This is a genomic window from Streptomyces sp. NPDC047108 (assembly GCF_040643575.1).
Classification (GTDB): domain Bacteria; phylum Actinomycetota; class Actinomycetes; order Streptomycetales; family Streptomycetaceae; genus Streptomyces.
Genome location: NZ_JBEYUP010000012.1, coordinates 91,021 through 115,579, shown reverse-complemented (window position 1 = coordinate 115,579; position 24,559 = coordinate 91,021). Strand labels below are relative to the sequence as shown.

At 71.8% G+C, this 24,559-nt stretch carries 27 protein-coding genes and 1 pseudogene; 10 read left to right on the top strand and 18 right to left on the bottom strand.

Annotated features, from left to right (window positions below):
- Nucleotides 1–3 precede the first annotated feature (3 nt).
- From ABZ822_RS22675 to ABZ822_RS22635, 9 genes are all read right to left on the bottom strand, one after another.
- Nucleotides 4–717 carry a GvpL/GvpF family gas vesicle protein gene (locus tag ABZ822_RS22675; protein ID WP_360857029.1) on the bottom strand — a complete coding sequence of 238 codons (714 nt, stop codon included), beginning with the start codon at nt 715–717 and terminating at the stop codon, nt 4–6.
- Between the two features lie 3 nt (nt 718–720).
- Entirely contained in the window at nt 721–1,170 is a 450-nt protein-coding gene (locus ABZ822_RS22670) for a gas vesicle structural protein GvpA (RefSeq protein ID WP_360857026.1), read from the bottom strand.
- A gap of 64 nt (nt 1,171–1,234) precedes the next feature.
- Complete coding sequence (locus tag ABZ822_RS22665; protein ID WP_360857023.1) at nt 1,235–1,549, bottom strand: gas vesicle protein; 315 nt, start codon at nt 1,547–1,549, stop codon at nt 1,235–1,237.
- A gap of 394 nt (nt 1,550–1,943) precedes the next feature.
- The gene (locus ABZ822_RS22660; protein ID WP_093652039.1) at nt 1,944–2,114 is read right to left on the bottom strand and encodes a hydrophobic protein; all 171 of its coding nucleotides are present in this window, start codon (nt 2,112–2,114) and stop codon (nt 1,944–1,946) included.
- A gap of 160 nt (nt 2,115–2,274) precedes the next feature.
- Nucleotides 2,275–3,225, bottom strand: a complete 951-nt coding sequence (locus ABZ822_RS22655; protein ID WP_360857020.1) for a YihY/virulence factor BrkB family protein — start codon at nt 3,223–3,225, stop codon at nt 2,275–2,277.
- Between the two features lie 133 nt (nt 3,226–3,358).
- Complete coding sequence (locus ABZ822_RS22650) at nt 3,359–3,910, bottom strand: hypothetical protein (RefSeq protein WP_360857017.1); 552 nt, start codon at nt 3,908–3,910, stop codon at nt 3,359–3,361.
- 91 nt (nt 3,911–4,001) lie between these two features.
- Nucleotides 4,002–4,547 (bottom strand): gamma carbonic anhydrase family protein, encoded by a 546-nt coding sequence (locus ABZ822_RS22645; RefSeq protein ID WP_360857014.1) that lies wholly within the window; start codon nt 4,545–4,547, stop codon nt 4,002–4,004.
- A gap of 159 nt (nt 4,548–4,706) precedes the next feature.
- Nucleotides 4,707–5,375: a DedA family protein gene (locus ABZ822_RS22640; protein ID WP_360857011.1), complete on the bottom strand. Its 669-nt coding sequence runs from the start codon at nt 5,373–5,375 to the stop codon at nt 4,707–4,709.
- A gap of 402 nt (nt 5,376–5,777) precedes the next feature.
- The gene (locus ABZ822_RS22635; RefSeq protein ID WP_360857008.1) at nt 5,778–6,230 is read right to left on the bottom strand and encodes a DUF4442 domain-containing protein; all 453 of its coding nucleotides are present in this window, start codon (nt 6,228–6,230) and stop codon (nt 5,778–5,780) included.
- Nucleotides 6,231–6,311: 81 nt separating this feature from the next.
- Between ABZ822_RS22635 and ABZ822_RS22630 the strand changes: the two genes are divergently transcribed.
- Together ABZ822_RS22630 and ABZ822_RS22625 are read left to right on the top strand one after the other, a co-directional pair.
- On the top strand, nt 6,312–7,340 hold the full coding sequence (locus tag ABZ822_RS22630; RefSeq protein ID WP_360857005.1) for a hypothetical protein: 1,029 nt from the start codon (nt 6,312–6,314) through the stop codon (nt 7,338–7,340).
- Between the two features lie 219 nt (nt 7,341–7,559).
- A complete protein-coding gene (locus tag ABZ822_RS22625) occupies nt 7,560–8,891 on the top strand; it encodes an MFS transporter (RefSeq protein WP_360857003.1) in 1,332 nt (443 codons plus the stop codon).
- Between the two features lie 60 nt (nt 8,892–8,951).
- Here ABZ822_RS22625 and ABZ822_RS22620 read toward each other — a convergent pair whose 3' ends face one another.
- From ABZ822_RS22620 to ABZ822_RS22610, 3 genes are all read right to left on the bottom strand, one after another.
- On the bottom strand, nt 8,952–9,809 hold the full coding sequence (locus tag ABZ822_RS22620; protein WP_360857000.1) for a fused MFS/spermidine synthase: 858 nt from the start codon (nt 9,807–9,809) through the stop codon (nt 8,952–8,954).
- Between the two features lie 103 nt (nt 9,810–9,912).
- On the bottom strand, nt 9,913–10,332 hold the full coding sequence (locus ABZ822_RS22615; protein ID WP_360856997.1) for a DUF6157 family protein: 420 nt from the start codon (nt 10,330–10,332) through the stop codon (nt 9,913–9,915).
- 28 nt (nt 10,333–10,360) lie between these two features.
- Complete coding sequence (locus tag ABZ822_RS22610) at nt 10,361–10,822, bottom strand: DUF3224 domain-containing protein (RefSeq protein WP_360856994.1); 462 nt, start codon at nt 10,820–10,822, stop codon at nt 10,361–10,363.
- A gap of 189 nt (nt 10,823–11,011) precedes the next feature.
- Between ABZ822_RS22610 and ABZ822_RS22605 the strand changes: the two genes are divergently transcribed.
- Nucleotides 11,012–12,097 carry a WYL domain-containing protein gene (locus tag ABZ822_RS22605; protein WP_360856991.1) on the top strand — a complete coding sequence of 362 codons (1,086 nt, stop codon included), beginning with the start codon at nt 11,012–11,014 and terminating at the stop codon, nt 12,095–12,097.
- 78 nt (nt 12,098–12,175) lie between these two features.
- Here ABZ822_RS22605 and ABZ822_RS22600 read toward each other — a convergent pair whose 3' ends face one another.
- The 4 genes from ABZ822_RS22600 to ABZ822_RS22585 all read right to left on the bottom strand — a co-directional run bounded on the left by ABZ822_RS22600 (nt 12,176) and on the right by ABZ822_RS22585 (nt 16,191).
- Nucleotides 12,176–13,018, bottom strand: coding sequence for a patatin-like phospholipase family protein (locus tag ABZ822_RS22600; RefSeq protein WP_360856988.1), 843 nt, complete (start codon nt 13,016–13,018; stop codon nt 12,176–12,178).
- A gap of 827 nt (nt 13,019–13,845) precedes the next feature.
- Entirely contained in the window at nt 13,846–15,018 is a 1,173-nt protein-coding gene (gene tuf, locus ABZ822_RS22595) for an elongation factor Tu (RefSeq protein WP_360856985.1), read from the bottom strand.
- A gap of 90 nt (nt 15,019–15,108) precedes the next feature.
- Nucleotides 15,109–15,321 (bottom strand): hypothetical protein, encoded by a 213-nt coding sequence (locus tag ABZ822_RS22590; protein ID WP_360856981.1) that lies wholly within the window; start codon nt 15,319–15,321, stop codon nt 15,109–15,111.
- An 87-nt stretch (nt 15,322–15,408) separates the two neighbouring features.
- Complete coding sequence (locus ABZ822_RS22585) at nt 15,409–16,191, bottom strand: DNA alkylation repair protein (RefSeq protein ID WP_360856978.1); 783 nt, start codon at nt 16,189–16,191, stop codon at nt 15,409–15,411.
- A gap of 48 nt (nt 16,192–16,239) precedes the next feature.
- Here ABZ822_RS22585 and ABZ822_RS22580 point away from each other — a divergent pair, with 48 nt between their 5' ends.
- Both ABZ822_RS22580 and ABZ822_RS22575 read left to right on the top strand, forming a co-directional pair.
- Nucleotides 16,240–17,028, top strand: a complete 789-nt coding sequence (locus tag ABZ822_RS22580) for a TVP38/TMEM64 family protein (protein WP_360856975.1) — start codon at nt 16,240–16,242, stop codon at nt 17,026–17,028.
- A gap of 167 nt (nt 17,029–17,195) precedes the next feature.
- Entirely contained in the window at nt 17,196–18,068 is an 873-nt protein-coding gene (locus ABZ822_RS22575; RefSeq protein WP_360856972.1) for an undecaprenyl-diphosphate phosphatase, read from the top strand.
- 119 nt (nt 18,069–18,187) lie between these two features.
- Here the strand turns inward: ABZ822_RS22575 and ABZ822_RS22570 are convergent, their stop codons facing one another.
- Nucleotides 18,188–18,814: a flavin reductase family protein gene (locus tag ABZ822_RS22570; protein ID WP_360856969.1), complete on the bottom strand. Its 627-nt coding sequence runs from the start codon at nt 18,812–18,814 to the stop codon at nt 18,188–18,190.
- A gap of 66 nt (nt 18,815–18,880) precedes the next feature.
- Nucleotides 18,881–19,828, bottom strand: coding sequence for a LysR substrate-binding domain-containing protein (locus ABZ822_RS22565; protein WP_360856966.1), 948 nt, complete (start codon nt 19,826–19,828; stop codon nt 18,881–18,883).
- A 147-nt stretch (nt 19,829–19,975) separates the two neighbouring features.
- On the opposite strand from ABZ822_RS22565, the gene ABZ822_RS22560 reads away from it, so the two are divergent.
- The 5 genes and pseudogenes from ABZ822_RS22560 to ABZ822_RS22540 all read left to right on the top strand — a co-directional run.
- Nucleotides 19,976–21,148 carry an ABC transporter substrate-binding protein gene (locus ABZ822_RS22560; protein ID WP_360856963.1) on the top strand — a complete coding sequence of 391 codons (1,173 nt, stop codon included), beginning with the start codon at nt 19,976–19,978 and terminating at the stop codon, nt 21,146–21,148.
- A complete protein-coding gene (locus ABZ822_RS22555) occupies nt 21,145–22,581 on the top strand; it encodes a 2-hydroxymuconic semialdehyde dehydrogenase (protein WP_360856960.1) in 1,437 nt (478 codons plus the stop codon). Before ABZ822_RS22560 ends, ABZ822_RS22555 begins: the two co-directional genes overlap by 4 nt.
- 4 nt (nt 22,582–22,585) lie before the next feature.
- Nucleotides 22,586–23,383 (top strand): fumarylacetoacetate hydrolase family protein, encoded by a 798-nt coding sequence (locus ABZ822_RS22550; protein ID WP_360856956.1) that lies wholly within the window; start codon nt 22,586–22,588, stop codon nt 23,381–23,383.
- Nucleotides 23,380–24,147, top strand: coding sequence for a fumarylacetoacetate hydrolase family protein (locus ABZ822_RS22545; protein ID WP_360856953.1), 768 nt, complete (start codon nt 23,380–23,382; stop codon nt 24,145–24,147). The genes ABZ822_RS22550 and ABZ822_RS22545 overlap by 4 nt, the downstream gene beginning before the upstream one ends.
- Nucleotides 24,144–24,551: pseudogene (locus tag ABZ822_RS22540) on the top strand (RidA family protein); the annotation flags it as partial. The gene ABZ822_RS22545 and the pseudogene ABZ822_RS22540, both read left to right, overlap by 4 nt.
- Nucleotides 24,552–24,559 lie beyond the last annotated feature (8 nt).

Sequence of the window (24,559 nt, the reverse complement as noted above, 5' to 3'; positions counted from 1 at the left end):
GGATCAGACGAAGCTGTACGGCGGCAGAGGGCCGTGCAGCGTGAGGTCGTAGGTCTCGCCCCGGCGGCGGGCCTCGTCCGCCACGGCCTGGGAGAACTCACCGGCCCGCTTGCGCTGCACCAGGAAGGACACGTTGAGGAAGTGCTCCCGGGTCGGCTCGCCGGGGGTGTACGTGACGGCGGCCGGCGCCGCGGCCTCGACGACCTCCTGAGCGGCGTCGTTGTTGCGCCGTTCGACCTCCTGCGAGATCAGTTCGCCGAGGGCGACCTTGTCGTCGTGGGCGTCCGGGTGCTGCCGGGTGCGCTCGTTGAGCGCCTGGATCTCCTCGGACTCGCCGACGATCTCCCGCAGCAGGTCGTCCTCGTCCCGCGCGGCCTTCAGGTTGTACTCGACGCAGCCTTCGAGCTGCTGGAGACGTTCGGTGTAGCCCTCGGTGTTCTCGTCCAGTGCCGCGGTCACGGCCTCTTCGTCGGGAGCCACGAGCCCGAAGCGCATGGGGAGCACGGCTCCGTCCTCCAGGAGCCTTTCCTGGACGGCCTGGTGGGCGAGGAGGTCGCGCCGCTTGGCCCGCAGCTCCTCGGGAGCGTCGCTCACCACGGCCCGGTGCGTGCCCGAGCCCAGCGCACGGACGGCGCCTCCGGACTCCCCCACGCCGTGCAGCCCGTCGAGGCGCAGCGGATGGTCGGCCGCGGTGATGGCGTAGATGTAGACGGCCATGGCTTATGCGTCCTCCTCCTTGCGACGGGTGGTGCGGCGGCTGCTGGACGACTTGGTGGTGCGGCGCGCCGGACGCTCCTCCTCTTCCTCGGAGTCCTTGCCGCCCTGGAGCGAATCGGTGAACGCCTCGACCGCGCCGGTCAGCGCTCCTTTCGACTTGCCCTTGGCGCCGCTCTCGGTGAGCTGGCCGGTCAGGTCGGTGAGCTGGCTCGGGGCCTTGCGGCCGGCTTCGAGGTCGAGGCGGTTGCACGCCTCGGCGAAGCGGAGGTAGGTGTCGACGCTGGCGACGACGACGCGTACGTCGATCTTGAGGATCTCGATGCCGACGAGGGAGACCCGGACGAACGCGTCGATGACGAGGCCGCGGTCGAGGATGAGTTCCAGGACGTCGTACAGGCCGGATGTGCCGCCCCCGCCCCCGCTCGTGGCCGGGGTGGGACGGGATTGCTGCATGACGGTCACGGTTGTTCCTTTCGTTGTGGGCTTCAGCTCGGAGCGATCCTCGGGCGGTGTCCGCCTAGCCGCGGCGCCTTTCGCTGTCGGTCTGACCGCGCGCGTATCGCCGTACGCGCTCATATCCCAGAAGTTCGCCACCGGGATCGAGCAGAACGCGGTAGGTGGCCATCACACTCGTGGTCTCGGGGATGCGCTCGATTTCCACGACCTCGACGTCCACGGCCCATCCGTCGTCGTTGGGCTTCAGGGCCGAGATCGAGTCGGGCACCATTCCGAGGAGTTCGGAGAGCTGCTGCCCTGCTTTCCGAATCGCGACAGCGGCTGAGGCGCGTTCGCCCTCTTTTCTGTCGCTGCTCCTGCTGTCAGCGGCAGGCATAGGAACCTTCCCTGGCGTGGGTCCGGAATTCGACCCTGCGGTCATGTGTGGTCTTGTGCGTCGGATGCGCGGGTGCCCCTCTGCGCGATGCATATGCGTTCGAATCCATGATTTTCGGAACGAGTTCGACGGTCGTCCCGGCGTGTGGTCGGCAGCACCCAACACCCCTGTGTCCAGGCGTAGTTGAGTCCTGAGCGGAGACGTCCCCGGCGGCTCGACCCACGCGGGGAGCCATCAACATCGGCCGGAAATCGTCGGTGCACGAAGCCCGTGCGGGCCGTACGACTTCCACCGGGCAACACGCCTTGGATATCCGGCAGTCAAGGGCCGGGACCGGTGCGCGGAATTTCCTTCTCCGGGCACCGGCCCCGGCCGATGACTGCGATACGCGGATCTACCAGCGGTACCAACGGCCCCTGCGACCGCCGGCCGCGGCGGGCCGGATCACGAACCCCAGCAGCCACACCACCAGGACGATGACGGCAATCCACCAGAGAGCCTTGAGTGCGAATCCCGCCCCGAAGAGAAGCAGGGCGAGAAGCAGAACGAGAAGAAGCGGGACCATGTGCATCAACCTCCGGCCCGCCGAGTGCCCCTGGAAGGATTTCCCATGCACGCGATCGCAAGGTTCTTCGCCCGGAAAGCAGAAGGTCCCCGGTCGTGGTGCCAACCAGGGACGTAATGGGTCGATTTGAGGGGGCGGCCGCGGCCCGAGTGGTCGGCGGTCAGCGCCGGCTCAGCTTGGCCAGTTCGGCGTTGAACTGAGCACCGGTCAGCAGCGCGAGGTTGGACACCCAGAGCCACACCAGGAACACGACCATCCCGGCGAGGGAACCGTAGAGGCGGCTGTAGGTGTCGACATAGCTGACATAAAGGGCAAATCCCGCCGAGCAGATGACCCACAGGGCGACGGCGAGCGCACCACCGACGGCGCGGCGCCGCACACCGCGCGTTTCGGCCGGCCCCGTGCGGAACAGTACGAGGACCAGAACGGCCGCGAGTCCCAGAATGAGAGGCCATTTCAGGACATTCCATGCTGTGACTCCGGCGCTGTCCACACCCATGGACCGGCCGAGGACCCCGGCCGCCTCGTCCGTCAGCATCAGGACCATCGCGCTGGAGATGAGCAGCACCAGCAGCACGAGCGCGGTGATGACGACGCGCGGCGCGGTCTTCCACACCGGGCGCCGATCCTCCGCCCCGTGCATGGTGTGCAGGGCGCGCCGGAAGACGGCGAGGTAACTGGAGGCGGACCAGAGGGCGCCGACCGCACCCGCGGTGACGAGCAGCCAGAGGGCCGAGCCGCGGTCGGCCATCCCTTCCAGGGTCCGTTCGATGATGTCCCGTGACTCGGCGGGCACGACGGCGCCGACCTGGTCGATGAGGTGCTGGACCGCGGTCGGGTCCGCCGCGCCGATCAGCGACACCGTGACGAGCAGCGCCGGAAAGATCGCGAGCATCGCGTAGTAGGTGAGGGCGGCGGCCCAGTCGGTCACGTCGTCGTTCCAGACGGACGCCGGAGTTCTGCGCAGTGCGGTCCGGCAGTCCGCCGCGGCGGGAAGACCGGGGCGGCCGTTCGCGGGGGCGGCGGCCGGGGACGTCGGAGTCGCGCCGGATGTGTCTCCGGCGGGCTCCGGTCCCGCGGCCGCCCCCAGGTCGGCGTTCGAGGTCGGCATCTCGGCTCCCCCACGGGCCGTCACGTGCAGTGCCGGCCGTGTGGTGCCGACCGTGCTGTGCGTTGCTGTGCGTTTGCTGTGCAGTGCGTCTGCTGTGCTGTCCCGAAGCGGACTGCCCCGGAGGGGCGGGCGCTCAGGCGCCCAGGCGCCCGCCGGTCAGCCGCGCGAGCGTGCTGCGACGGCGCTTGGCCCGCTGCCGTACGAAGACCGAGGCGGCACCGATGAGCGCGATGCCCGCGCCACCGGCGGCGGCGATGGCCTTACGGGCCCGGATCAGCTTCCAGGCCGTACCGGCCGTCGCCCCGGCCTTCTTGGGCGCGTCGGCCAGCGTGTGGCCGGCGGCGCTCGCCTTGGTGCTCGCCGTGACCGCATGACGCTTCATCGTGGTCCCGGCGGCGCTCACGGCGGCCGAGGTCTTGCGTGCCGCCTGCGTCGTGGCGCCGCTCGCCCGCGCGGTGGCCTTACGGGCCGTGCTCTCCGTCCCGCTCTTGGTGTCCTCGGCGGTGTCCTTGGCCGTGTCACGCGCCTTGTCCGCGGCGGCCTTGGCCTTCGCGGTCGACTTCCTCGCCGTGGCATTGGCCGTGGACTTGCGCGCGGCCGCGGTCGTCGAGGACTTACGGGACCCGGCGGTGGCCGAGGACTTGCGGGCGGTGCCGTTCGCGTTCGTCGTCTTCTTGTCAGTCATGGTGTCCGCGTTGCCGCTCCTCACGGCAGCAAACACGGACGGTTTCCGGCGCTTGCGAACTGGGGCGTTCGCACGGGTACCGCCGGCAGGCTCAACTCGCCGCCGTGCCCCCGCCGATGGCGTCGCGGTGTGCCGTGGCGAGGTCCACGTACGCCGTGGCATTGAAGGTGACGCCCTCCCGCTCCTCGTCGGTGAGCTGACGCTTCACCTTCGCGGGCACTCCGGCGACGAGCGAGCCCGGGGGCACCTGCATGCCCTGCGGTACGAGCGCCTGGGCGGCCACCAGCGAACCCGCCCCGATGACGGCCCCGTTGAGCACGGTCGCGCCCATGCCGATCAGGACGTCGTCCTCGACGGTGCAGCCGTGCAGGACGGCGTTGTGCCCGACGGACACGCGCTCGCCGATGGTGGCGGGAAATCCGGGGTCGACATGCACCGTGCAGTTGTCCTGGATGTTGCTGTCGGCGCCGAGGGTGATGGTGTCGCCGTCGGCGCGCAGGACCGTGTGGTACCAGACACTGGCGCCGGAGGCCACCGTCACGTCCCCGATGACGACGGACGTGGGCGCGACGTACGCCGACGGGTCGATCTTCGGTTCCTTGCCGCCGATGCCCGCGATCAGTGCCTCGTGCGCCATCGTCTCTCCCGCCTCGTTTCCGCTCGGTCTCGTCAGGGGCACGGTAGACCGGCGAAGGGCGGCGCGGAGCGCGGGTAGACGAAGATCACAGCGCGGGGCACCGTGGATGACCTGTACATGTCCGGCAGGCCGGGCCCGTTCCCGTCTCCCGCACCGTCCTCAGTCGCCGGTGCGGGCGGGCTCCTTGCCCGTGAGCTCGCCCTGGGCCTCCAGCTCGAACCGTGCCGCGGCCTTCTTCGCCCGGTTCTTCATGACCAGGAACGAGATGATGCCGAAGAGCAGCGCCACGCCGAACCCGACCCAGGAGAACCGCTTCAGCCACGCCTCGGCGACCACGCCCACGGAGTAGATGACCGCGGTCGTGCCGCCGGCCCAGACGATGCCGCCGAGCACGTTGGCGATGAGGAACTTCCAGTACGGCATGCGCAGCACGCCCGCGAGCGGCCCGGCGAAGATCCGCAGCAGGGCGACGAAGCGGCCGAAGAAGACCGCCCACATGCCCCACCGCTCGAAGGACCGCTCGGCCGAGGCGATGTGATGCGGACCGAAATGCTTGGGGAACTTCCCGCCGAGCCACGTCAGCAGCGGCTTGCCGCCCCTGCGTCCGATGGCGTAGCCGATGGAGTCGCCGACGATCGCGCCGGTCGTGGCGCAGGCACCCAGGATCACGGGGTCGATCTCGCCGTGCTGGGAGGCCAGCAGCGCGGAACTGACGAGGATGATCTCACCGGGCAGCGGAATGCCGAGGCTTTCGAGGCCGATGACGACGCCGACGAGCAGGTAGATGCTGAGCGCGGGAACGGTCTCGAGCCACTCCTGGACGTGCAAGGCCGGTCCTCCCCGTTGTCTTTCCACAGTGCCCGGCGAGCGGCGCGCAGGCGGTCCCGGGCAGCCTACTGGATCCGGGGAAACTCCTGTGCGAGCCCCGCAGCGGCCGAAACGAACGGGCCGGCGGGTGATCGGGACGGGATCGAGCGGGGCGGATCGAGCGGTGCGGAGGGCCGCGCTCACGCGCGGCGGTCGATCGCGGGAAGCGGTCGATCACGCGCAGCGGTCGATCACGGGAAGTCGATCACCCGAGGGCGAGGTGATCACGCGGACCGGACGGAGTCACCTGCCCGCCCGGCGCGATCGCCCGGGTCCGGGCGGATCCGTACCCCGGCCGGTCCTCGGCGAGAGGCGACCGGGGCGGCGGATCACCTGCTCGAGCGGATCACATGCGGGACGGGGTCACTTGTTGGGCCGCAGGGTCCACACCACGGTCATCTCACCGGTCACCGCGCCGTCCTCGCGCGTGATCTCGATGCCCACCGGGAACTCGGGGCGCTGCCCCGCGTCGAGTTCGGCGACGACATCGGCGATCGTGCGGCCGAGGGTCGCGGTGGCGGTGACCGGGCCCATGGCGAGCTTCTTGTAGCCGATCTCGGCCCGTACGGCGAGGGGCACCGCCCGCGTGAGCTGCTCGCCGAAGGCGGCCAGCACGATGGCACCGCTGGCCGACTCGGCGAGCGTGAACATCGCGCCGGCGTGCGGTCCGCCGACGTGGTTGTGGAATTCGGACTGGTCGGGCAGCCGCAGTACGGCACGCTCCGCCGTGGTCTCGAGGAACTCGAGGTTCAGGGTGCGGGCCATCGGAACGGTGGCCGCCAGCATCTCGCCGATCGACGGCATGGTCTCGGACATGGCAGTTACGTTACCAGCGAGTAGCAAGCCTGTGGAGGGGCCCGTGGCAGGCGATGTGCGACCCCTCTATTGTTACGGGCCATGTGGCAAGGACAGCAGCCGCCCGGGGGCGAGCAGAACCCGCAGGATCCGCACGCGAATCCGTATCAGCAGCCGGGATATCACCAGCAGAACCCCTATCAGCAGCAGGGGTATCAGCAGCCGAATCCGTATCAGCAGACCCCGGCGCCGCAGTGGAACCAGGGCGTACCTCCCGGCCCGCCGCAGCCGCCGCAGGGCGGCCGGAACAAGAAGGTCGCGACGATCGCGATCGTCACCGCCGCCGCCGTGGTGGCCGCCGCTGTCATCACCGGAGTCGTCGTCCTGGGGGGCGACGACGCGAGGACCGACGACGCGCAGAAGGACCGGAAGCCCGGCAGGACGGTGCCGTCGGCGGAGAAGTCGCCGGAGGAGGAGCCGTCCGGCGAGGACGAGCTGGACAATCCGCGCGGCGGCAGCGACACGGAGGTCGAGCCGGTCGTCCCGGGCTGGAAGACCGTGGTCAACGCCAAGCGGCAGAACGTCTTCGACGTCCCGCAGGAGTGGTCGGTGGAGTCCCAGGGGACCTCCATCGGCTTCGAGGACTCCAAGGACAAGTCCGACTTCCCGCGGGCGCTCATCGTCATGTCCGCTCCCGCATTCGCCGACAAGAAGTGGTGCACGTCCAAGTCGGAGAGCGGCTACGAGTCCAGCACCGCCCTCGGTGCGGCCGGGACCAAGGGCGCGCAGGGTGCGAGGAGTACGGCCAACGCCGCGCAGGACGCGGCCGAGATGTGGGTCTACGCCGGGTACGACCAGCGAGAGACGGGCACGCGCAAGGTCACCAAGGCCAAGCCGTTCTCCAGCGAGCACGGGCTCACCGGCTTCACCTCCTCGGCCACGGTCACGGGCGTGAAGAAGACCGACAAGTGCTCCTCCGACGGCAAGTCCTTCACGGTCGCGTACAAGGCCGAGAACGGGGACCTGGCGATCTGGTCGCTGTACGCGGCGAAGGGCGTCAAGGGCGAGATCCCGGACGCGACGATCAAGAAAGTCATGAACTCGCTGCGTCCGCTCAAGACCACCTCCTGAGCCGGTCCTTGAGCCTGTCGTGACCGGGGCGCGAGCGACCGCGCCCCGGTCCCCGCGCCCCTAGCGCAGTCCGTACGCGGGGACCGGGCGCCCGGACGCGGCCCGGACGCCGTTGCGCGCAGGGCCCTGGACGAGTCTCCGTCCCGCGCCGCTGCCGCCCGAATCGGCGGGACGGAAAAACGAGTTGCCACCGGAGCCGGCCACGAGGACAGTCCTGACGTGAGTTCACGCACCCCGCGCCGCCGCCCTGCCTGGGCCGGGCGGAACTACACCCTGCTCACGGCCGCCGCCGTGATCACGGGCCTCGGGCACTCCGGAGCCATGATCGCGGCGGCGTTCGCCGTGCTCCAGTGCGGGGGCGACGGAACGGACGTCGGGCTCGTGGCGGCCGCCCGTACGGTCCCTCTCGTCGTCTTCCTGCTGATCGGCGGCGCGGTCGCGGACCGGCTGCCGCGGCACCGTGTCATGGTCACCGCCAACGCCGCCACCTGTGTCTCGCAGGGCGCGTTCGCCGTTCTCGTCCTCTCCGGCGATCCGCAGCTGTGGCAGATGGCGCTGCTGTCGGCGCTCGGCGGCACCGGACAGGCGTTCTTCGCCCCGGCGGCGGAGGGCATGGTGCTCTCCACCGTCTCCGGCGAACAGGCGGGCCGGGCGTTCGCCTTCTTCCGCATGGGTATGAACGGCGCGAACATCGGCGGGGCAGCGCTCGGCGGCGCGCTCGTCGCCACCGTCGGACCCGGCTGGGTACTCGCCGTCGACGCGGCCGCCTTCGCCGTCGCGGGCGGACTGCGCGCCTTCCTCGACGTCAGCCACATTCCCGCACGGGTGCGGCGCGCCGGGCTGCTGCACGACCTCCGGGACGGCTGGCGGGAGGTCGTGGGCCGCCCCTGGCTGTGGAGCATCGTGTGCCAGTTCGCGGTGATCAACGCGGTCGTCGGCGCGGCGGAGGCGGTCTACGGCCCCCTGGTCGCTCGCGACCACCTGGGCGGCGCCGGTCCGTGGGGCCTGGCCCTCGCGGCGTTCGGCGCGGGCACCGTGTGCGGTGCGCTGGTGATGACCCGCTGGAAGCCGGACCGCATCCTCCTCGCCGGCACGCTGAGCATCTTCCCGCTCGCCCTGCCGTCGGCCGCACTCGCGGTCCCCCTCCCGGCACCTGCGCTGACGGCCGTGATGCTCGTCGCCGGTGTCTCGGTCGAGGTGTTCGCGGTGACCTGGATGATGGCCCTGCACCAGGAGATCCCGGAGGAGAAGCTGTCGCGGGTCTCCTCGTACGACTGGTTCGGCTCGGTCGCCATGGTCCCGGTCGCCACGGCCCTGTCGGGACCCGCGGCGGACGTGTTCGGGCGTGAGGCCGCGCTCTGGGGGTGCTCGGCGCTGGTCGCCCTGCTGACGGCGGCCGTTCTGACGGTCCCGGACGTACGCCGCCTGCGTCGGCGCGGGGACGCCGGGACCGGGTCTGCTCCGGCGAAGGGCGGGGTAGCCGGGGCGTCGGAGCCGTGCGAGCCCCCGGCGGGAGCGTCGGAGTCCACCGGGTCCCCTGCCCGCCCCTGAGGCGCCCGCCGACGGGAACCGTCCGGATCACCGACCGGAACAGGCCGGGACCGAGGACGTTCAGCCGATGCTGAACGCGCCGTCCGGCGGCTCCGGCGAGGGCACGGCGTCCGCGTCGTGGACCGGACGGGCTCCCGCCCGGAGGCGGTCCAGGGCGAGGCCGTGCTCCACGCGCGCGGGGAAGGCGTCGGCCGCCGTACGGCGGGCCAGCTCCAGCACCGGCAGTTCGCCGTCCGAGGCGACCAGTACGGCGTTGCCGAAGCGCCGCCCCCGCAGCACTGACGGCTCGGCGATCAGCGCGAGATGACCGAACGCCTCTGCCAGGTTGGCGAGTTGGGACCCGAGAAACGCGAACGGGGCCGCGTCGGCGAGGTTCGCGACGTAGACGCCGCCGGGGCGGAGGACGCGGGCGGCGAGCCGGGCGTACTCGACCGAGGTGAGGTGGGCCGGCACGCGCGAGCCGCCGAAGACATCGGCGACGAGGACGTCCGCCTGCTGCGGCCGGGCGCTCTCCAGCCACGTCCGGGCGTCCTCGCCGCGAAGCTCGATCCCGCTGTCCGGCGGCAACGGCAGGACGTCGGCGACGAGTTCGAGCAGGGCCCGGTCGGCCTCGATCACGGTCTGCCGCGCGCCGGGGCGGGCCGAGGCCACGTAGCGCGGCAAGGTGAGCGCGCCGCCGCCGAGGTGGACGACGCCGACCGGATCCTCCGGGCCGGGCGCCCTGTCGATCACGGCGTCGAGGACATGGGCGATCCGCCGCGTGTACTCGAACTCCAGGTGTGACGGGTCGTCGAGATCGACGTACGACTGGGGTGCGTCGTCGACCGTGAGCAGCCAGGCCCTCCGCCGGTCGACATCGGGCATCAGCTTGGCGGTTCCGGAATCCACGGCCCGGGTCACGGGAATCGGCACGTCCACGGCTCCATTGTCCCGGGGAGCGGGAGCGGCCGGGTCGCAGGCCCCCTTGGCCGGTCCCTCAAGACCCCGGAACGGCCACGCGCGGGATCAGCGGTCCGCCGGATCAGCGGCGGCGCGCCGAGCGCATGGCCGCGACGACCCGGACGTCCCCGGCGCCCCCGACGATGCGCCGGTACTCATCGGACTCCATGGGGCAGAGCGACACCACCCCGTCGGCGTCGAAGAGCAGCCCGAAGCCGTACGTCTTCGGGAGGGGCGACGTGCGCAGGCACGGCTGGTCCCTGGAGAAGAACTCCGCCCGCAGGGCGGCCGTCTCCGCCTCCGTGATCTCGTCGGCCCGGGGCTGCCGCCGCAGCCAGGACAGGAAGAGCACGTCTTCCTGCGTGAGCCGTTCCGTTCCCTCCGCGAGCATCTCGTACTGCAGCACGGCGACGGTCTTCCTGCCGCCGCGCAGGGGCGGCTCTGCGCCGGCCGTGACGGGGCAGTCGTCCGCCACCGCGATCAAGGTGTCGTAGTAGTTCATGTCGTGCGCGCTCTCTCGTCGGGGCGGGTCACCGCCCGGTCTGTCCCTGTCGCGGGTCAGTCCCTGTCGCGGGTCGGTCCTTGTCACGGTCGTAGTCGTAGGTGAAGGCGTAGGGAACCGATGCCTCGCCCTGCCGCGTGGTGAAGTCGCCGCTTCCGCGGAGCCCTGCCAGCTCTCCCGTGCCCGACCCGGGGACGACCTCGAAGGTGCAGCGCAGCGTGCCGTCGGCGCCGAACGAGCCGCGCTCCTCGAGCGCGAAGGCGCCTGCGCGCCCGTCGAGACTCCCGCTCAGGACCTGCATGCCGGAGAAGGTGCCGGTCGCCTCGGTCACGTAGACGATTGCGTACGCGCAGGTGGTTCCGGTGGCCCGGATCCCGCCGGAGAAGGTGTTGGTCACCGAGGCGTGAGCGAGGGCGGGGCGCTCTCCCCCGGTCCCGGCCGGGCGCTCCTCCCAGTCGGCGGAGATGAAGTGGCCTGTGGTCTGCGGCATGGGTGCCCTTTCTGTTCCGGTCAGCGGTCTGTTCCGGCCGGCGGATGCACCGGACTGCGGGTACGTCGGTTTGCGGATATGTCGATCGTGGATATGCCGGACGGCGCGTACGGAGGGGTCCGGACGGCCGCCGATCACGTTAGGTTCGCTACCTGACATCTCCTGTCAGGTACGGAGAAGGATGCGTCCATGCGTGCTGACCGGCTGCTCTCGTTGCTGCTTCTGCTGCAGAACCGCGGACGGATGACCGCTCCCGAGCTGGCCCGCGAGCTGGAGGTGTCCGTCCGTACGGTCTACCGCGACGTCGAAGCGCTCAGCGCGTCGGGTGTCCCGGTGCACGCCGACCGAGGCCCGGCCGGCGGCTTCCGCTTGATGGAGGGGTACCGCACCCGGCTGACGGGTCTGACCGATGCGGAGGCGGGAGCGCTGTTCCTCGTCGGAACGCCGGGACCCGCGCGGGACCTGGGACTCGGGGCCGTTCTGGCGACCGCGCGGCTGAAACTGCAGGCCGCCTTGCCGGCCGGTCTCGCCGAGCGCACCCGGCGCATCGAGGACCGTTTCCATCTGGACGCGCCGGGATGGTTCCGGGACGCCGAACCGGTCCCGTTCCTGGGGGACGTGGCGCACGCCGTGTGGGACCAGCGGGTGCTGCACGTCCACTACCGGCGCTGGAGCGGTGAGGTGCACCGGGAGCTGCATCCGCTCGGCGTCGTGCTCAAGAGCGGGATCTGGTACGTCGTCGCGCGGGCGGGCGCGCGGCCACGGGCGACACCACCACCGGCTCGGACAGGGGAGCAACAAGCCGAGCAGGGAGCCGAGTTGGGGCGGGCCGACCCGGCCGAGGACCGGGACCCGGAGCAGGCGGCCGCGTCGATCCGCACCTATCGCATAGCCCGCTTCCTCGCCGTCGACGCCCCCGGGGCGTGCTTCGAGCGCCCGGCCGGGTTCGATCTCGCCGGGCACTGGGAGGACGCCACGCGGCGCCTGGAGGCGGCACGGTTCAAGGGAACGGCGCGGCTGCGCATCTCGCCGCGCGGCGGGCAGCTCCTGCCGATGCTGTTCGGTGCGCCGGGTGCGCAAGCGCTGGAGGACGCGGAGCCGGCTGACCCTGACGGCTGGGTGCGGGTGGAGATCCCCGTCGAGTCGCAGACCGTAGCCGTCGGGGACCTGCTGCGCCTCGGGAGGGAGGCCGAGGTCCTGCACCCGCCCGAGCTGCGCGAGGCGGTCGCCCGGACGGTTCACGAGCTGGCGGCCCGCTACGGTGCGGAGCCCTGAGAGCGTCGCGCGGCCGGTCCGAACTCCACGCCGCTGAACGTCCTTTGATGCCGCACCTCGGGTCACCGGCCGAGGGGTTCAGCCCGTCCACACCCTCGCGACCGCCTCCGCGTGCGCGGCCGCCTGGGCGTGTCCCGCGCGTGCGGCGGACGCGCGGCGCGCGGGGTCGAGGGGGTTGCGCCCGATGGCGGCGCGAGCCGCGCTGTCCGGAGTGATCAGGACGACGCGTGCTCCGGCGGAGGTGAGTTGCGCGGCCTGTGCCCCGGCGCTCGGAAGGGGACCGCCGCCCCGGGCCATCGGCGCCAGGATCACGACCCGGTCGTGCCCGGCGGCGAGATCGGCGTTGACGACCGACCGAATGCCGCCGTCGATCCAGCGGTCGCCGTCGATGGTGGTCGGCGGCCAGACTCCCGGAACGGCGCAACTGGCGGTCACCGCGTCGACGAGTCCCACCCCGCTGGAGTCGTCGAAGGCCGCGAACTCCCCTGTGGCCGCGTTCACCGCCGTGATCACCAGGCGGCGGGCCGGCCAGTCGTGCGAGAGGAGCCGCTGCTCGATGACGGCTCGCCGCTCGGGCTCGGCCGGTGTCCTCGCGGACAGGGCGAGACGGCCGATCCGGGCGCCGAACGCCTCGGTGTCACGGGAGAGGAGGACGGCGAGGGCGTACCGGGCGACCGTCGCCTTCCTCAAGCGCGCCCCGATCTCGCCCGTGGAATCGGCGAGTTGGCGCTCGTACAGCTCGGCCGGCGTGAGGCGGCCGGAGGTGAGCTGGGCGCCGACGACGGACCCCGCGGAGGTTCCGATCACGGTGGCCGCCGTACTCACGTCCACTCCGGCCGCGGCGAGTCCGGCGAGCATGCCGGCTTCCCAGCCGACTCCGGTGATGCCGCCGCCCCCGAGGACAAGTGCCGTCGTCTTCACACGCGTTCCTCCCGCTCTCCCGCCGTCATCGGCCGGCCGCCGAACCGGCGGCACAGCTCGTCGAATCATGGCCGGGAGCGCCGTAACGCGGTAGCCCATGCGGACCCTGCGCCGGTCCCCGTTCTGCGTCGGCGCAGCGGAGCCCGGTCCGGACAGCCGCACGCGGCGAGGCGCAGGCGACCGCGGCGCTGTGGTGACAAGAGAGCCGCAATGGGGTCACAAGTCACGAGAGGCCGAGGACGGACGACCGGGGCTACACTCCCCTTCCGCACCATCCGAACGCCGAACTCTTTCGGCTTTCCCGCTCACCCGGGGCCGATAAGAGGGAAGTCCGCTCCTGACCACATCTCCCGGACGGATGGACAAACGGCGACAACCGCTCGGCCCGACGCGGGAATCGCCCCACAACGGCCGTAGACCGGCGAGCGAGTGACACCCCCCGTTGTCGCCCGCCCGGTCCGCGGCACGCACCGCCTGCCACCGCCCGCTCCAGCCGGCGGTGGCAGGCGGATCCGTGGACCGGTCTCCTGATGGCCCGGCACGACCTGGCACCGCACGTACGCACCGCGCACCCCGGCAGGCCGTCCGACCGCACCGTGTGACGCGCGGCCTGGCCGGCGAGTACGCCGCTCCCGCCAAGGTCACGGCCAGGCGGAAGGCCGAGCGGAAGGCCGAGGGGAGGCCGAGCGGAAGGCCAGGCGGAAGGCCCCCGGCGGCTGTTGAGCCGCCGGGGGCCCGCGTACTGCGTTCCTGCGTCCTGCGTCCTGCCTTCGCAACCGCGTCGGTCCGGGTGACCGGGCGCGGGCGCGGGCGCGCCGTACGCCGCGTCAGTCCGCGACCGTGAGGACCGTGCCCGCGCCCACCGTGCGTCCGCCTTCACGGATGGCGAAGCCGAGGCCGGGCTCCAGGGGCACCTCGCGGCCCAGCTCCACCGTCATGGTGACGGTGTCCCCGGGCCGGACGACCGCGGCTTCGCCGAGGTCGACGTCACCGACCGCGTCCGCCGTACGGATGTAGAACTGCGGCCGGTAGCCGGTCGCGACCGGAGTGGTCCGGCCGCCCTCGGCCGCCGACAGCACGTACACCTCCGCCGTGAAGCGGCGTCGCGGCGTGACGCTCCCCGTGGCTGCCACGACGTGCCCACGCCGGACGGCGTCGCGTTGCACACCGCGCAGCAGCAGCGCCACGTTGTCTCCCGCCTCCGCGGACTCCATGGGCTTGCCGAAGGTCTCGAGTCCGGTGACGACGGTCTCGATGTCCGCGCCGAGCACCTCGACCCGGTCGCCGACCCGCACTTGTCCGCGCTCGACCGCCCCGGTGACGACCGTGCCGCGCCCGGTGATGGTGAGCACGTTCTCGACGGGGAGCAGGAACGGCGCGTCCGTGTAGCGCTCCGGCGTCGGTACGTAGGTGTCGACCGCGTCGAGCAGCGCCTCCACGGCACCGGTCCAGCGCGGGTCGCCCTCCAGCGCGCGGAGTCCGGAGACCCGTACGACGGGCGCGTGCTCCCCGTCGTACCCGTGCGCCGACAGCAGATCCCGTACTTCCAGCTCGACCAGGTCGGTCAGCTCGGAGTCGCCCGCGTCGGACTTGTTGAGGGCGACGACGATGTGCTCGACGCCGACCTGACGGGCCAGCAGAACGTGTTCGGCGGTCTGCGGCATGATGCCGTCGAGTGCCGAGACGACGAGGATGGCGCCGTCGAGCTGGGCGGCGCCGGTGACCATGTTCTTGATGTAGTCGGCGTGGCCGGGCATGTCGACGTGCGCGTAGTGCCGGGTGTCCGTCTCGTACTCGACGTGCGCGATGTTGATGGTGATGCCGCGCGCCGCCTCCTCGGGCGCCCGGTCGATCCGGTCGAACGGCACGAACGTCCCGGAGCCGCGGGAGCTGAGCACCTTGGTGATCGCGGCGGTCAGGGTGGTCTTCCCGTGGTCGACGTGGCCCATGGTGCCGATGTTCAGGTGCGGCTTGGTGCGCACGAATGCCTGCTTGGACATGGCTTCTTCCTCGGAAGTGAGCGGAGAGCGGGACCCCGGGAACCTGGCCGACCCTCCCCCTGCGGGGTCCGCCGGACGTTCCGGGAAGGGTCAGCTTCGGGCGCCGCCGAGGGGCGCCGTGACGGTGGCATCCGCGGCCACCGCGGCAGCTGAGGCGGCGGCTGCCGTGGCAGCGGCCACGGCGGCGACGGCCCGGGATGCGAGCGAGGCGTGGGCCGAGGGAGTCGTCACCTGCACGGCGAGGGCAGCCTTCGGCGCGTCCGCGACTGCGGACGGAGACGCGAGGAAGGCGTGCCGGAACATGACGCCAATGATCGCCGCAGGCGCCGGCACCGTCCAACGAATTTGCGCGCACGGCCCGTTCGGGCCAGTGGAGCGGCGGGCCGCGGCTCAGATGTTCTTCAGTGCCTCACGGACCGAGAGGGGCGCCAGCCGGTCCTGGGCGGACTCGACGAACGAACGGACCGCGCCGGGATCGGTCTTGGCGTACTCCCGGAGCGCCCAGCCGATGGCCTTGCGGATGAAGAAGTCGCGGTGGTCCGCCTGACGCAGGCAGTAGCCGAAGAGGCGCTCGGTGTCGGTGGCGTCCTTGTACCGGAGCTGGTGCAGGAGGGCGGTGCGGGCGATCCAGAGGTCGTCGTCGGCGATCCACCGGTCCATCTCGGCCGCGAGCCGGGGGTCGGCGGCGACGAGCGGGCCGACGACATGCGCGGCGAGGGTGTCCACGGTGTCCCACCAGGACTTGTCCGCGACGAGGCGGCGCGCGACGGGCAGGAAGTCCGAGGAGCACCGCTTCACATGGCGGCGCAGATAGTCGGCCGCGAAGTACTGGTACTCGCGCTCGGGCAGCTCCCAGCAGCGCAGGGCGATCGCCGCGCAGTCCGCCTCGTCCGGCCGGGGCGTACCGGCGAGGACCGTACGGGAGAGGGCCCGGCGCTCGGCGGTGGGCATGCCGAGGAAGGGCGCTACATGCTTCATGTACGCGGCCGCGCCCACGGCCCGCTCGGGGTCGGCGGCCGCCGCATAGATCTCGGTGAGCCGCTCCAGCACGGTGTCCGCGAGGTCGCTCCGCGGGATCTCCGGGCCCGGGATCCCGCGTCCGCTCGCGCCGCCCGCGCCGCTCCCGCCCGCCGCGCCCTCCGGTTCCCCCGGCCCCGCTGTGATGGATCGCATGGGCCCCAACATACGGCGAGGCACCGACATGTCGGTTAGTCTCCCCGGATGCCAGCCCCCACCGTCCCCGGCCCGCAGCCCCTGACTGCGGCTGCGGCGGCCGCAGAGCCGTCACGACCCGCACCCGTGGGTCCCGGCCCGGCGACGCCGCAGGTCACGGCCCCGGGGGCGGTCGCACGTTGCGCCAGGGCGCTGTTGTCGCCGTGGGCGCGGCTGGCCCTGCTCCTCGTCCTGCTCACGGCCGCGGCCGTCACCGTCGTGCTCGTCGAGCCGCAGCAGATGCTGACCGACGGCTGGCCGCGTGTCTCCGGCGGCGGCGCCGTCGTGCTGTTCGCGCTCGCGTACGGGGTCTGCACCGCGGCGCTCGTGCCGCGGCCGATCCTGAACCTCGCGGCCGGAGCGCTCTTCGGCGCGCAGTTCGGGCTGGCCGCCGCCGTCGCGGGCACGGTGATCGGGGCGGGACTCTCCTTCGGCCTCGGCCGGATCCTCGGGCAGGACGCATTGCGTCCGCTGCTGCGTGCCCGTTTCCTGGTCGCCGCGGACCGGCAGCTCAGCCGGCACGGCTTCCGCTCGATGCTGGCCGTACGGCTCTTTCCCGGTGTGCCGTTCGCCGCGGCCAACTACTGCGCCGCCGTATCCCGGATGGGCTGGCTTCCGTTCCTGCTGGCCACCGGCATCGGCTGCATCCCGAACACGGCCGCGTACGCCATCGCGGGCAGCCGCGCCGCGACACCGGCCTCTCCCGCATTCCTCGCCGCCGCCGGGTTCATCGCCGTGACGGGGATCGCGGGCGCCGCCGTCGCCTGGCGCAAGCGCGGCCGGATGCACCGGAACTGACGATCCGGCAAGGCCGGTTCGGACGGTCCAGGGGGGCCGGACAGCACGTGCGGCGCGGCTGTTGATGCGCCACAGGCGACCCCGGCGGTCATGGCCGTCACCCGGAGGCCATAGCATCTAGGCGAACTCCCCGACGATCACGATCACAAGGACGAGCGCACCCCGTCATGACATGGTTCGAATCATTCATCCTCGGGCTCGTCCAGGGGCTGACCGAGTTCCTGCCGATCTCCTCCAGCGCCCATCTGCGGCTGACCGCGGCGTTCGCGAACTGGCACGACCCCGGCGCCGCCTTCACGGCGATCACCCAGATCGGCACGGAGACCGCCGTGCTGATCTACTTCCGCAAGGACATCGCACGGATCATCAGCGCCTGGTCGAAGTCGCTGTTCGACAAGGAGATGCGCAGCGACCACGACGCCAAGATGGGCTGGCTGGTGATCGTCGGCTCGATCCCGATCGGTGTGCTGGGCGTGACGCTCAAGGACCAGATCGAGGGCCCCTTCCGCGATCTGCGGCTCATCGCCACCACGCTGATCGTGATGGGCATCGTGCTGGGCGTCGCGGACCGGCTGGCCGCCCGCGACGAGCAGGGCGCCAAGCACCGTGCCGTGCAGGAGCGGAAGACGCTCTCCGACCTCGGCGTCCGGGACGGCCTGATCTACGGCGTGTGCCAGGCCATGGCGCTGATCCCCGGTGTCTCCCGGTCCGGCGCGACGATCAGCGGCGGTCTGCTCATGGGCTACACGCGCGAGTCCGCGGCCCGCTATTCCTTCCTGCTGGCGATCCCGGCGGTCCTGGCCTCCGGCGCGTACGAGCTGAAGGACGCGGGCGAGGGGCATGTCTCCTGGGGGCCGACGATCTTCGCGACGCTGGTGGCGTTCGCTGTCGGATATGCGGTAATTGCGTGGTTTATGCGCTTCATCACCACCAAGAGCTTCATGCCGTTCGTGATCTACCGGATCCTGCTGGGCATCGTGATCTTCGCGCTGGTCGCGACCGGGGGGCTCGACCCGCGGGCGGCGGCCTCCGCGGGTTAGACGGCCCGCCCCCGTACGCGACCCCGCTCCCGTACGGCCCCTCCCGTACGACGTCCCACGGCGCGCGCACCTGCTGCGCTCCGTGGGACGTCGTGCGTACGGCGGGTGCCGGGGGCCCGTCAGCCCGCGTCGCCGCGCCGGCGGTCGTCCCAGTCCGCGTACGGGACGCGGGAGATCTCGAGCACGTCCCCATGCACGCCCCACTCGTCCTTGCCGAGCCGGGACAGCGGACGCAGCCTGGTGATCTCCGGGTGCCGCCCGTCCATCACGTCCTCGGAGACGGCCGCGTGCACCACCCGCCCCAGGACGACCGTGGAGTCGCCGAGGCACAGCGTGCTGTGCAGCGTGCACTCCAGGGCCACCGGCGAGTCGGCGACCCGCGGCGGCTTCACCCGCAGGCTCGGCTCGGTCTCGACGCCGACGGCCTCGAACTCGCTGATGCCGGGCGGGAAGTCGGTCGCGGTGGCGTTGATCTTCTCGAAGAGCGGTTCTGGGGCGAGGTTGACCACGAACTCACCCGTGTCCTCGACGTTGCGCAGGGTGTCCTTCCGCCCGACGGAGGTGAACTGCACGACGGGCGGTGCGACGCAGGCGATGGTGAAGAACGAATGGGGGGCGAGGTTCGGGGTGCAGCCGTCGCGGGAGACGGTGGAGACCCACGCGATGGGGCGAGGGACGACCACGGAGGTCAGGAGCCTGTAGAAGGAGTTCCTGTCCATGGCTGCGGGGTCCAGATCGATGCGCATGGCCGCCAGTATCCCTGACCGGACCGGCCTGCCGGCATCCTTGACCGGACCGACCGCGCGCCGCGGTCAGCCGTCCTCCGCCTCCATCAGATCGGTGATCTCGGCCGCGTGCGTGTGGAGGTGCTCCAGCATGATCCGCGCCGACGGGGTCAGCGATCCGCGGGCGGGCAGGGTGATGCCGACCGAACGGCGCACCGAGGACAGCGGGATGGGCAGCGCGACCAGCTCGTCGTCCGTACGGACCAGGGACTCGGGGATGGCCGCGATCATGTCGGTGGTCTGCAGCAGGGTACGGACGGTCGTGATCGACGTGCACTCCGTGCGATTGCCGGGCAGCGGCAGCCCCTCGGCATGGAAGACCTGCTCGAGTTCGTGGCGGAGCGCGGTCTGTTCCAGCGGGAGCACCCAGGGGAAGCCCAGGAGGTCGCCGAGAGCGAGGCCGTCGACGCTCCGCGCGGGGTGGCCGCGGCGCACGACCAGCCTGACCGGCTCGCTGTAGAGGGTGATCTGGCGGAGCCCTGGCAGGTCGTCGATGGGGTTGAGCCTGCCGAGGATCAGGTCGATGTCACCTTCGAGGAGCCGGGGGATCTGCGTGTCGAACGGGGCTTCCTGCACGACGACGGTGATGCCGGGCCGGTCCTCCTTGAGGGTGGCGATGGCCCGCGGCAGCAGGACGTTCGACCCGGCGAGCAGGGTGCCGATGGTCACCGTGCCCACCTCGCCGTCGGCGAGCCCGGTGATGCGCTCCCCGGCGCGGCGCAGCTCGGCCAGCACGGCGCGCGCGTGCTCCAGGAAGGCGTCCCCGTAGAGCGTCGGCCGCACGCCGCGCGGGCCGCGGACGAAGAGGTCCACGCCCAGGATGTGTTCGAGCTCCCGGAGGCTGCGGGTGAGCGCGGGCTGCGCGATGCGCAGATGGTCGGCGGCGTGGGAGACGGCGCCGTGCTCGGCGATGGCGACGACCAGCGTCAAGTGCCGCAGTTTCACACGCCCGTTCAGCAGATCGATGGTTCGCACACAGCCCTCACATAACACGACCGATATGCCTCTCACGGTATTCGGTATTAGACGGGCATAGCTAGGGTTCGCATCATTCCTTTATCCGGAACGCGCCGGACCACGGACGACTCGTGGAGAGGATGAGCGATGCGGCGGAGAACTCTGATGCCGATCAGGGCCGGGCTGGCCGGGCTGACGGCCTTCGCGGGGCTGGTGGCCTGCGCCAAGGTGGACGACAGCGGCGCCGGCGGGGACGGCAGCATCAGGATCGGGGTGCTGCTCGACGTGACGGGACCCGGTGCCACCCTGGGCGTCCAGGAGAAGAACGGAATCCGCATCGCCGTCGACGAGATCAACAAGAGGGGCGGCATCGACGGGCGGAAGATCGAGACCGTCTTCGCCGACAGCCAGAGCAAACCGGACATCGCCGCCCAGCAGGCGAGGCGCCTCATGGACGACGGAGCGCAGACGATCATCGGGACCTCGCTCGCCGCCACCTGCATGGCGGTCCGGCCGCTCGCCGAGGCCCGCAAGGTGACCCAGTACTGCATGTCCGGCGCCGATGTGCCGCTCGGCGGACGGGTCTTCGGCGCCTCCTTCGACCCGTCGTTCTACCTCGGCGAACTGCCGGCCCGGTGGATGAAGGACAAGGGTCTGACCAAGGCCGCGTGCATCGCCACGAGCGACAAGTCGGGAGAGGACTACGACCGCCTCTTCCGTCGCGGGGCCAAGGAGAACCAGGTCCGGGTCCTGGGCACCGAGACGTTCGCCCCCGGCGACACCAATGTCGACACCCAGATCACCAACATCGCGGCCGACCGCCCGGATGTCCTCTACGGCTGTGTCACCGGCGCCAACATCGCGCCCGTGGTCAAGGCCGTGAAGGCCCAGGGCATCGAGGCGCCCGTCTGGGCGGGGACCGGTGCCACCAGCCTCGCCACCGCCGAGCTGGTGAGGTCCGACCTCCCGCCCGGCGGCGTCTACTCGATGGGCACCTGGATCCAGGTGCCCGACGAGATCCCGGCCGACCTGCCGGTGGGGCCCGCGATACGGAAGTTCACGCGCATCTACCAGGACCGGCACAACACGCGTCCCGACTGGCCGGCCGCCGCCGGTTACGACGCCGCGCACCTGATCACCACGGCGTACGAGAAGGGCGCCCGTGACGGGGAGCAGGTCGCGGAGAAGATCGAGGGGATCAATCACCACCGCGGTCTGCTGTCGGACTACTCCTTCAGCGCGAAGGACCACCGCGGCACGACGCCGCCGGAGATCGTGCTGCGGTTCACCGAGAAGGGCCGGTTCACCGTCGCCGGGAAGGTCGAGGTCGACCGGTGAGGTACGCGCACTACGTCTCGGGGGCGTTCCGTTCCGACGGCGATCCCTTCCCCGTGACCGACCCGACCAGCGGCAGGAGTGCGGGAACCGCACCGGCCGCCTCCGAAGCCCTGGTGGACTCCGCCGTGACCGCGGCCCGCGAGGCGCTGCACGGCCCGTGGGGGGCCACGGGCACGGAGGAACGCGCCCGGGTGCTGCACCGGATCGCGGACGGGATCGAGGCCCGGTTCGCGGAGTTCGCCGAGGCCGAGGCCGCTGACACCGGCCGGCCGCGGGAGTTCGCCGAGACGGTCGACGTGCCGCGGGCGATCCGTAACTTCCGGGCCTACGCGGACCTGCTCACCGGCCGGCCCGAGCGGGCGTACACGACACCGGCAACGGGCGGCGGCTCGGGCGACGGCGGGGTGCTCAACTACGCGGTCCGGCGGCCCCTGGGCGTCGTTGCGGTGATCGCACCGTGGAACCTTCCCCTGCTGCTGATGTCGTGGAAGGTGGCTCCTGCGCTGGCGGCCGGGAACGCGGTCGTCGCCAAGCCCTCCGAGGAGACGCCCGGCACCGCGACCCTGCTGGCGGAGGTCGTCGACGCCGCGGGCCTGCCTCCCGGGGTGTTCAACCTCGTGCACGGCCACGGGCAGGGCGGAGCGGGCGAGTTCCTCACCTCCCACCCCGGAGTGGACGGCATCGCGTTCACCGGCGCATCGGCCACCGGGACGGCGATCATGCGCGCCGCGGCCGACCACCTCACCCCGGTCTCGTTCGAACTGGGCGGGAAGAACGCCGCGTTGGTGTTCGCGGACGCCGATCTGGACGCCGCCGTGGCCGGGACGGCGCGGTCCTCCTTCACCCACTCAGGACAGATCTGCCTCTGCACGGAGCGGGTGTACGTCCAGCGGCCGGTCTTCGAGGAGTTCGTGGCGGCGCTCGGCAGGAAGGCGGCCGCTCTGGGCGGTTACGGCCCCATGATCTCCGCCGCGCACCGGTCGAAGGTGCTGTCCTACTACCGGCTCGCGGTCGAGGAGGGCGCCACCGTCGTCTCCGGCGGTGGCGTGCCCCGCTTCGGGGACGGACGGGACGAGGGCTTCTACGTCGAGCCCACGGTCCTCACCGGCCTGCCGCAGACCGCGCGCACCGTGCGCGAGGAGATCTTCGGCCCGGTCTGCCACGTCGCGCCGTTCGACACCGAGGAGGAGGCGGTGCGGCTCGCCAACGACAGCCCGTACGGCCTCGCGGCGACGGTGTGGACGAAGGACCTGTCCCGGGCGCACCGGGTCGCGCCGCGGGTCGAGGCCGGCGTCGTGTGGGTGAACTGCTGGAACGTCCGCGATCTGCGGACGCCCTTCGGAGGCGTCAAGGCCAGCGGCATCGGGCGCGAAGGCGGGGAGCACTCCCTCGACTTCTTCTCCGAGCCCGTCAACGTGTGTGTAGGGATCTGAAGCGATGACAGCAACGATCGAGTCGGCCCGCGACGCCGCGGCCGAGCGGCTGCGCGACGCGTACGCCACCGGGCTGCCCTGCGCTCCCGTACGCGACCTCATCTCCGACGTCGAGTCGGCCTACGCCGTCCAGGAGCGGCTCGGCGAGGGCTGGCTGGCGCAGGGCCGCAGGCCCGTCGGCCGGAAGATCGGCCTGACCTCGCCCGCGGTGCAGCGCCAACTCGGCGTCGACCGACCGGACTTCGGAATGCTGTACGCCGACATGGCCGTCCCCGACGGGGAGGAGATCCCGGCAGGAGCGGTGGCCCAGGCCCGCGCCGAGGCCGAAGTGGCCCTGGTGCTGGAGCAAGACCTCACCCATGAGCGCCACACCGTCGCCGACCTCCTGCGCGCCACGGCGTTCGCCCTGCCGGCCATCGAGGTGGTGGGCAGCCGGATCCGCGACTGGGACATCACCGTCGTGGACACCGTGGCCGACAACGCCTCCAGCGGTCTGTACGTGCTGGGGACCCGGCCGGTGCCGCTGCGCGATCTCGATCTGCGCCTGGCCGGCATGGTCATGGAGCGCCGCGGTGACCAGGTCTCCACGGGGACCGGCGCGGCATGCCTCGGCCACCCCCTCAACGCCGCGCTCTGGCTGGCCGACACGATGGTCCGCTGCGGGCGTCCCCTGCGCGCGGGGGACACCGTGCTGACCGGCGCGCTCGGCCCGATGGTGAGCGTGGCTCACGGGGACGCCCTGGAAGCCCGTATCGACGGACTCGGCGACGTCCGGGTCGCCTTCGGAAAGGAGCCGATGTGACCGGCCCGACCCCCGCCGGTCTCGCACTGGCCCTGGACGACGCCGCCCGCGCCGCCCGTCCCATCCCGCCGCTCACCGACGCGGCACCGCTCGGCCTCGCGGAGGCATACGGCGTGCAGCGTCTGGCGACGGAACGCCGGTGTGCCCGCGGCGAGAGCGTCGTCGGCGTGAAGATGGGCTTCACCAGCAGGGCGAAGATGGCGCAGATGGGCGTCGACGACCTGATCCTCGGGCGGTTGACCGACGCGATGGCCGTCGAGGACGGCGGCACCCTGGACACCGGCGGCCTGATCCATCCGCGGATCGAACCGGAGATCGCCTTCCTGCTGGGCAGCCCGCTGTCCGGCCGGGTGAGCCCGTACGAGGCGGCCCGCGCGGTCTCCGCGGTGGCGGTCGCCTACGAGGTGCTGGACTCCCGCTACCAGGACTTCCGGTTCACCCTGCCGGATGTGATCGCGGACAACGCGTCCGCCGCGGCCTTCGGCGTCGGGCCCTGGCACGACCCGGTGGACGTCGCGAATCTGGGCCTGGTCCTGGAGATCGACGGACGCACCGCCGAGACGGGTTCGTCCGCCGCGGTCCTCGGCCATCCGCTGCGTGCCCTGGCCGCCGCGGCGCGGCTCGCCGGCACCGCGGGCACCGGCCTCGAGGCCGGCTGGATCGTCCTCGCCGGCGCGGCCACCACCGCCGTACCGCTCCCGCGCCGCGCCCACGTCAAAGTGGCGTCAGCGCGCCTCGGCCGGGTGGAGGTGACCACGCGATGAACGAGGCGATCACCGTGGCGGGGGCGGCCGGACCCCGGGGCCGCTTCCCGCACGTGCGCCGCGCGGGCGACTTCGTCTTCGTCTCCGGAACGAGTTCGCGGCGTCCCGACGGCACGTTCGCGGGGGCCTCCGCGGACGCGATGGGCGTCACCGACGTCGACATCCGTACCCAGACGCGGGCGGTCCTGGAGAACATCCGTACACTGCTCCGCGCCGCAGGCGGAGGCCTCGGCGACATCGTGTCGGTCACCGCCTACCTGGTGAACATGAACGACTTCGGTGGCTACAACGAGGTCTACGCGGAGTTCTTCGACGAGACCGGTCCCGCCCGTACGACAGTCGCCGTCCACCAGCTCCCGCACCCGCATCTCGCCGTGGAGATGAGCTGCGTCGCCCATGTCCCGGCACGGGC

Bases quoted from the DNA above. Each gene is read 5' to 3' on its own strand.
- ABZ822_RS22650 (WP_360857017.1), bottom strand. From the start codon at position 3,910: ATGACTGACAAGAAGACGACGAACGCGAACGGCACCGCCCGCAAGTCC.
- ABZ822_RS22660 (WP_093652039.1), bottom strand. From the start codon at position 2,114: ATGGTCCCGCTTCTTCTCGTTCTGCTTCTCGCCCTGCTTCTCTTCGGG.
- ABZ822_RS22630 (WP_360857005.1), top strand. From the start codon at position 6,312: ATGTGGCAAGGACAGCAGCCGCCCGGGGGCGAGCAGAACCCGCAGGAT.
- ABZ822_RS22665 (WP_360857023.1), bottom strand. From the start codon at position 1,549: ATGCCTGCCGCTGACAGCAGGAGCAGCGACAGAAAAGAGGGCGAACGC.
- ABZ822_RS22585 (WP_360856978.1), bottom strand. From the start codon at position 16,191: ATGCGATCCATCACAGCGGGGCCGGGGGAACCGGAGGGCGCGGCGGGC.
- ABZ822_RS22570 (WP_360856969.1), bottom strand. From the start codon at position 18,814: ATGCGCATCGATCTGGACCCCGCAGCCATGGACAGGAACTCCTTCTAC.
- ABZ822_RS22675 (WP_360857029.1), bottom strand. From the start codon at position 717: ATGGCCGTCTACATCTACGCCATCACCGCGGCCGACCATCCGCTGCGC.
- ABZ822_RS22610 (WP_360856994.1), bottom strand. From the start codon at position 10,822: ATGCCGCAGACCACAGGCCACTTCATCTCCGCCGACTGGGAGGAGCGC.
- ABZ822_RS22670 (WP_360857026.1), bottom strand. From the start codon at position 1,170: ATGCAGCAATCCCGTCCCACCCCGGCCACGAGCGGGGGCGGGGGCGGC.
- ABZ822_RS22560 (WP_360856963.1), top strand. From the start codon at position 19,976: ATGCCGATCAGGGCCGGGCTGGCCGGGCTGACGGCCTTCGCGGGGCTG.
- ABZ822_RS22575 (WP_360856972.1), top strand. From the start codon at position 17,196: ATGACATGGTTCGAATCATTCATCCTCGGGCTCGTCCAGGGGCTGACC.
- ABZ822_RS22635 (WP_360857008.1), bottom strand. From the start codon at position 6,230: ATGTCCGAGACCATGCCGTCGATCGGCGAGATGCTGGCGGCCACCGTT.
- ABZ822_RS22590 (WP_360856981.1), bottom strand. From the start codon at position 15,321: ATGTTCCGGCACGCCTTCCTCGCGTCTCCGTCCGCAGTCGCGGACGCG.
- ABZ822_RS22655 (WP_360857020.1), bottom strand. From the start codon at position 3,225: ATGCCGACCTCGAACGCCGACCTGGGGGCGGCCGCGGGACCGGAGCCC.
- ABZ822_RS22645 (WP_360857014.1), bottom strand. From the start codon at position 4,547: ATGGCGCACGAGGCACTGATCGCGGGCATCGGCGGCAAGGAACCGAAG.
- ABZ822_RS22605 (WP_360856991.1), top strand. From the start codon at position 11,012: ATGCGTGCTGACCGGCTGCTCTCGTTGCTGCTTCTGCTGCAGAACCGC.
- ABZ822_RS22580 (WP_360856975.1), top strand. From the start codon at position 16,240: ATGCCAGCCCCCACCGTCCCCGGCCCGCAGCCCCTGACTGCGGCTGCG.
- tuf (WP_360856985.1), bottom strand. From the start codon at position 15,018: ATGTCCAAGCAGGCATTCGTGCGCACCAAGCCGCACCTGAACATCGGC.
- ABZ822_RS22550 (WP_360856956.1), top strand. From the start codon at position 22,586: ATGACAGCAACGATCGAGTCGGCCCGCGACGCCGCGGCCGAGCGGCTG.
- ABZ822_RS22615 (WP_360856997.1), bottom strand. From the start codon at position 10,332: ATGAACTACTACGACACCTTGATCGCGGTGGCGGACGACTGCCCCGTC.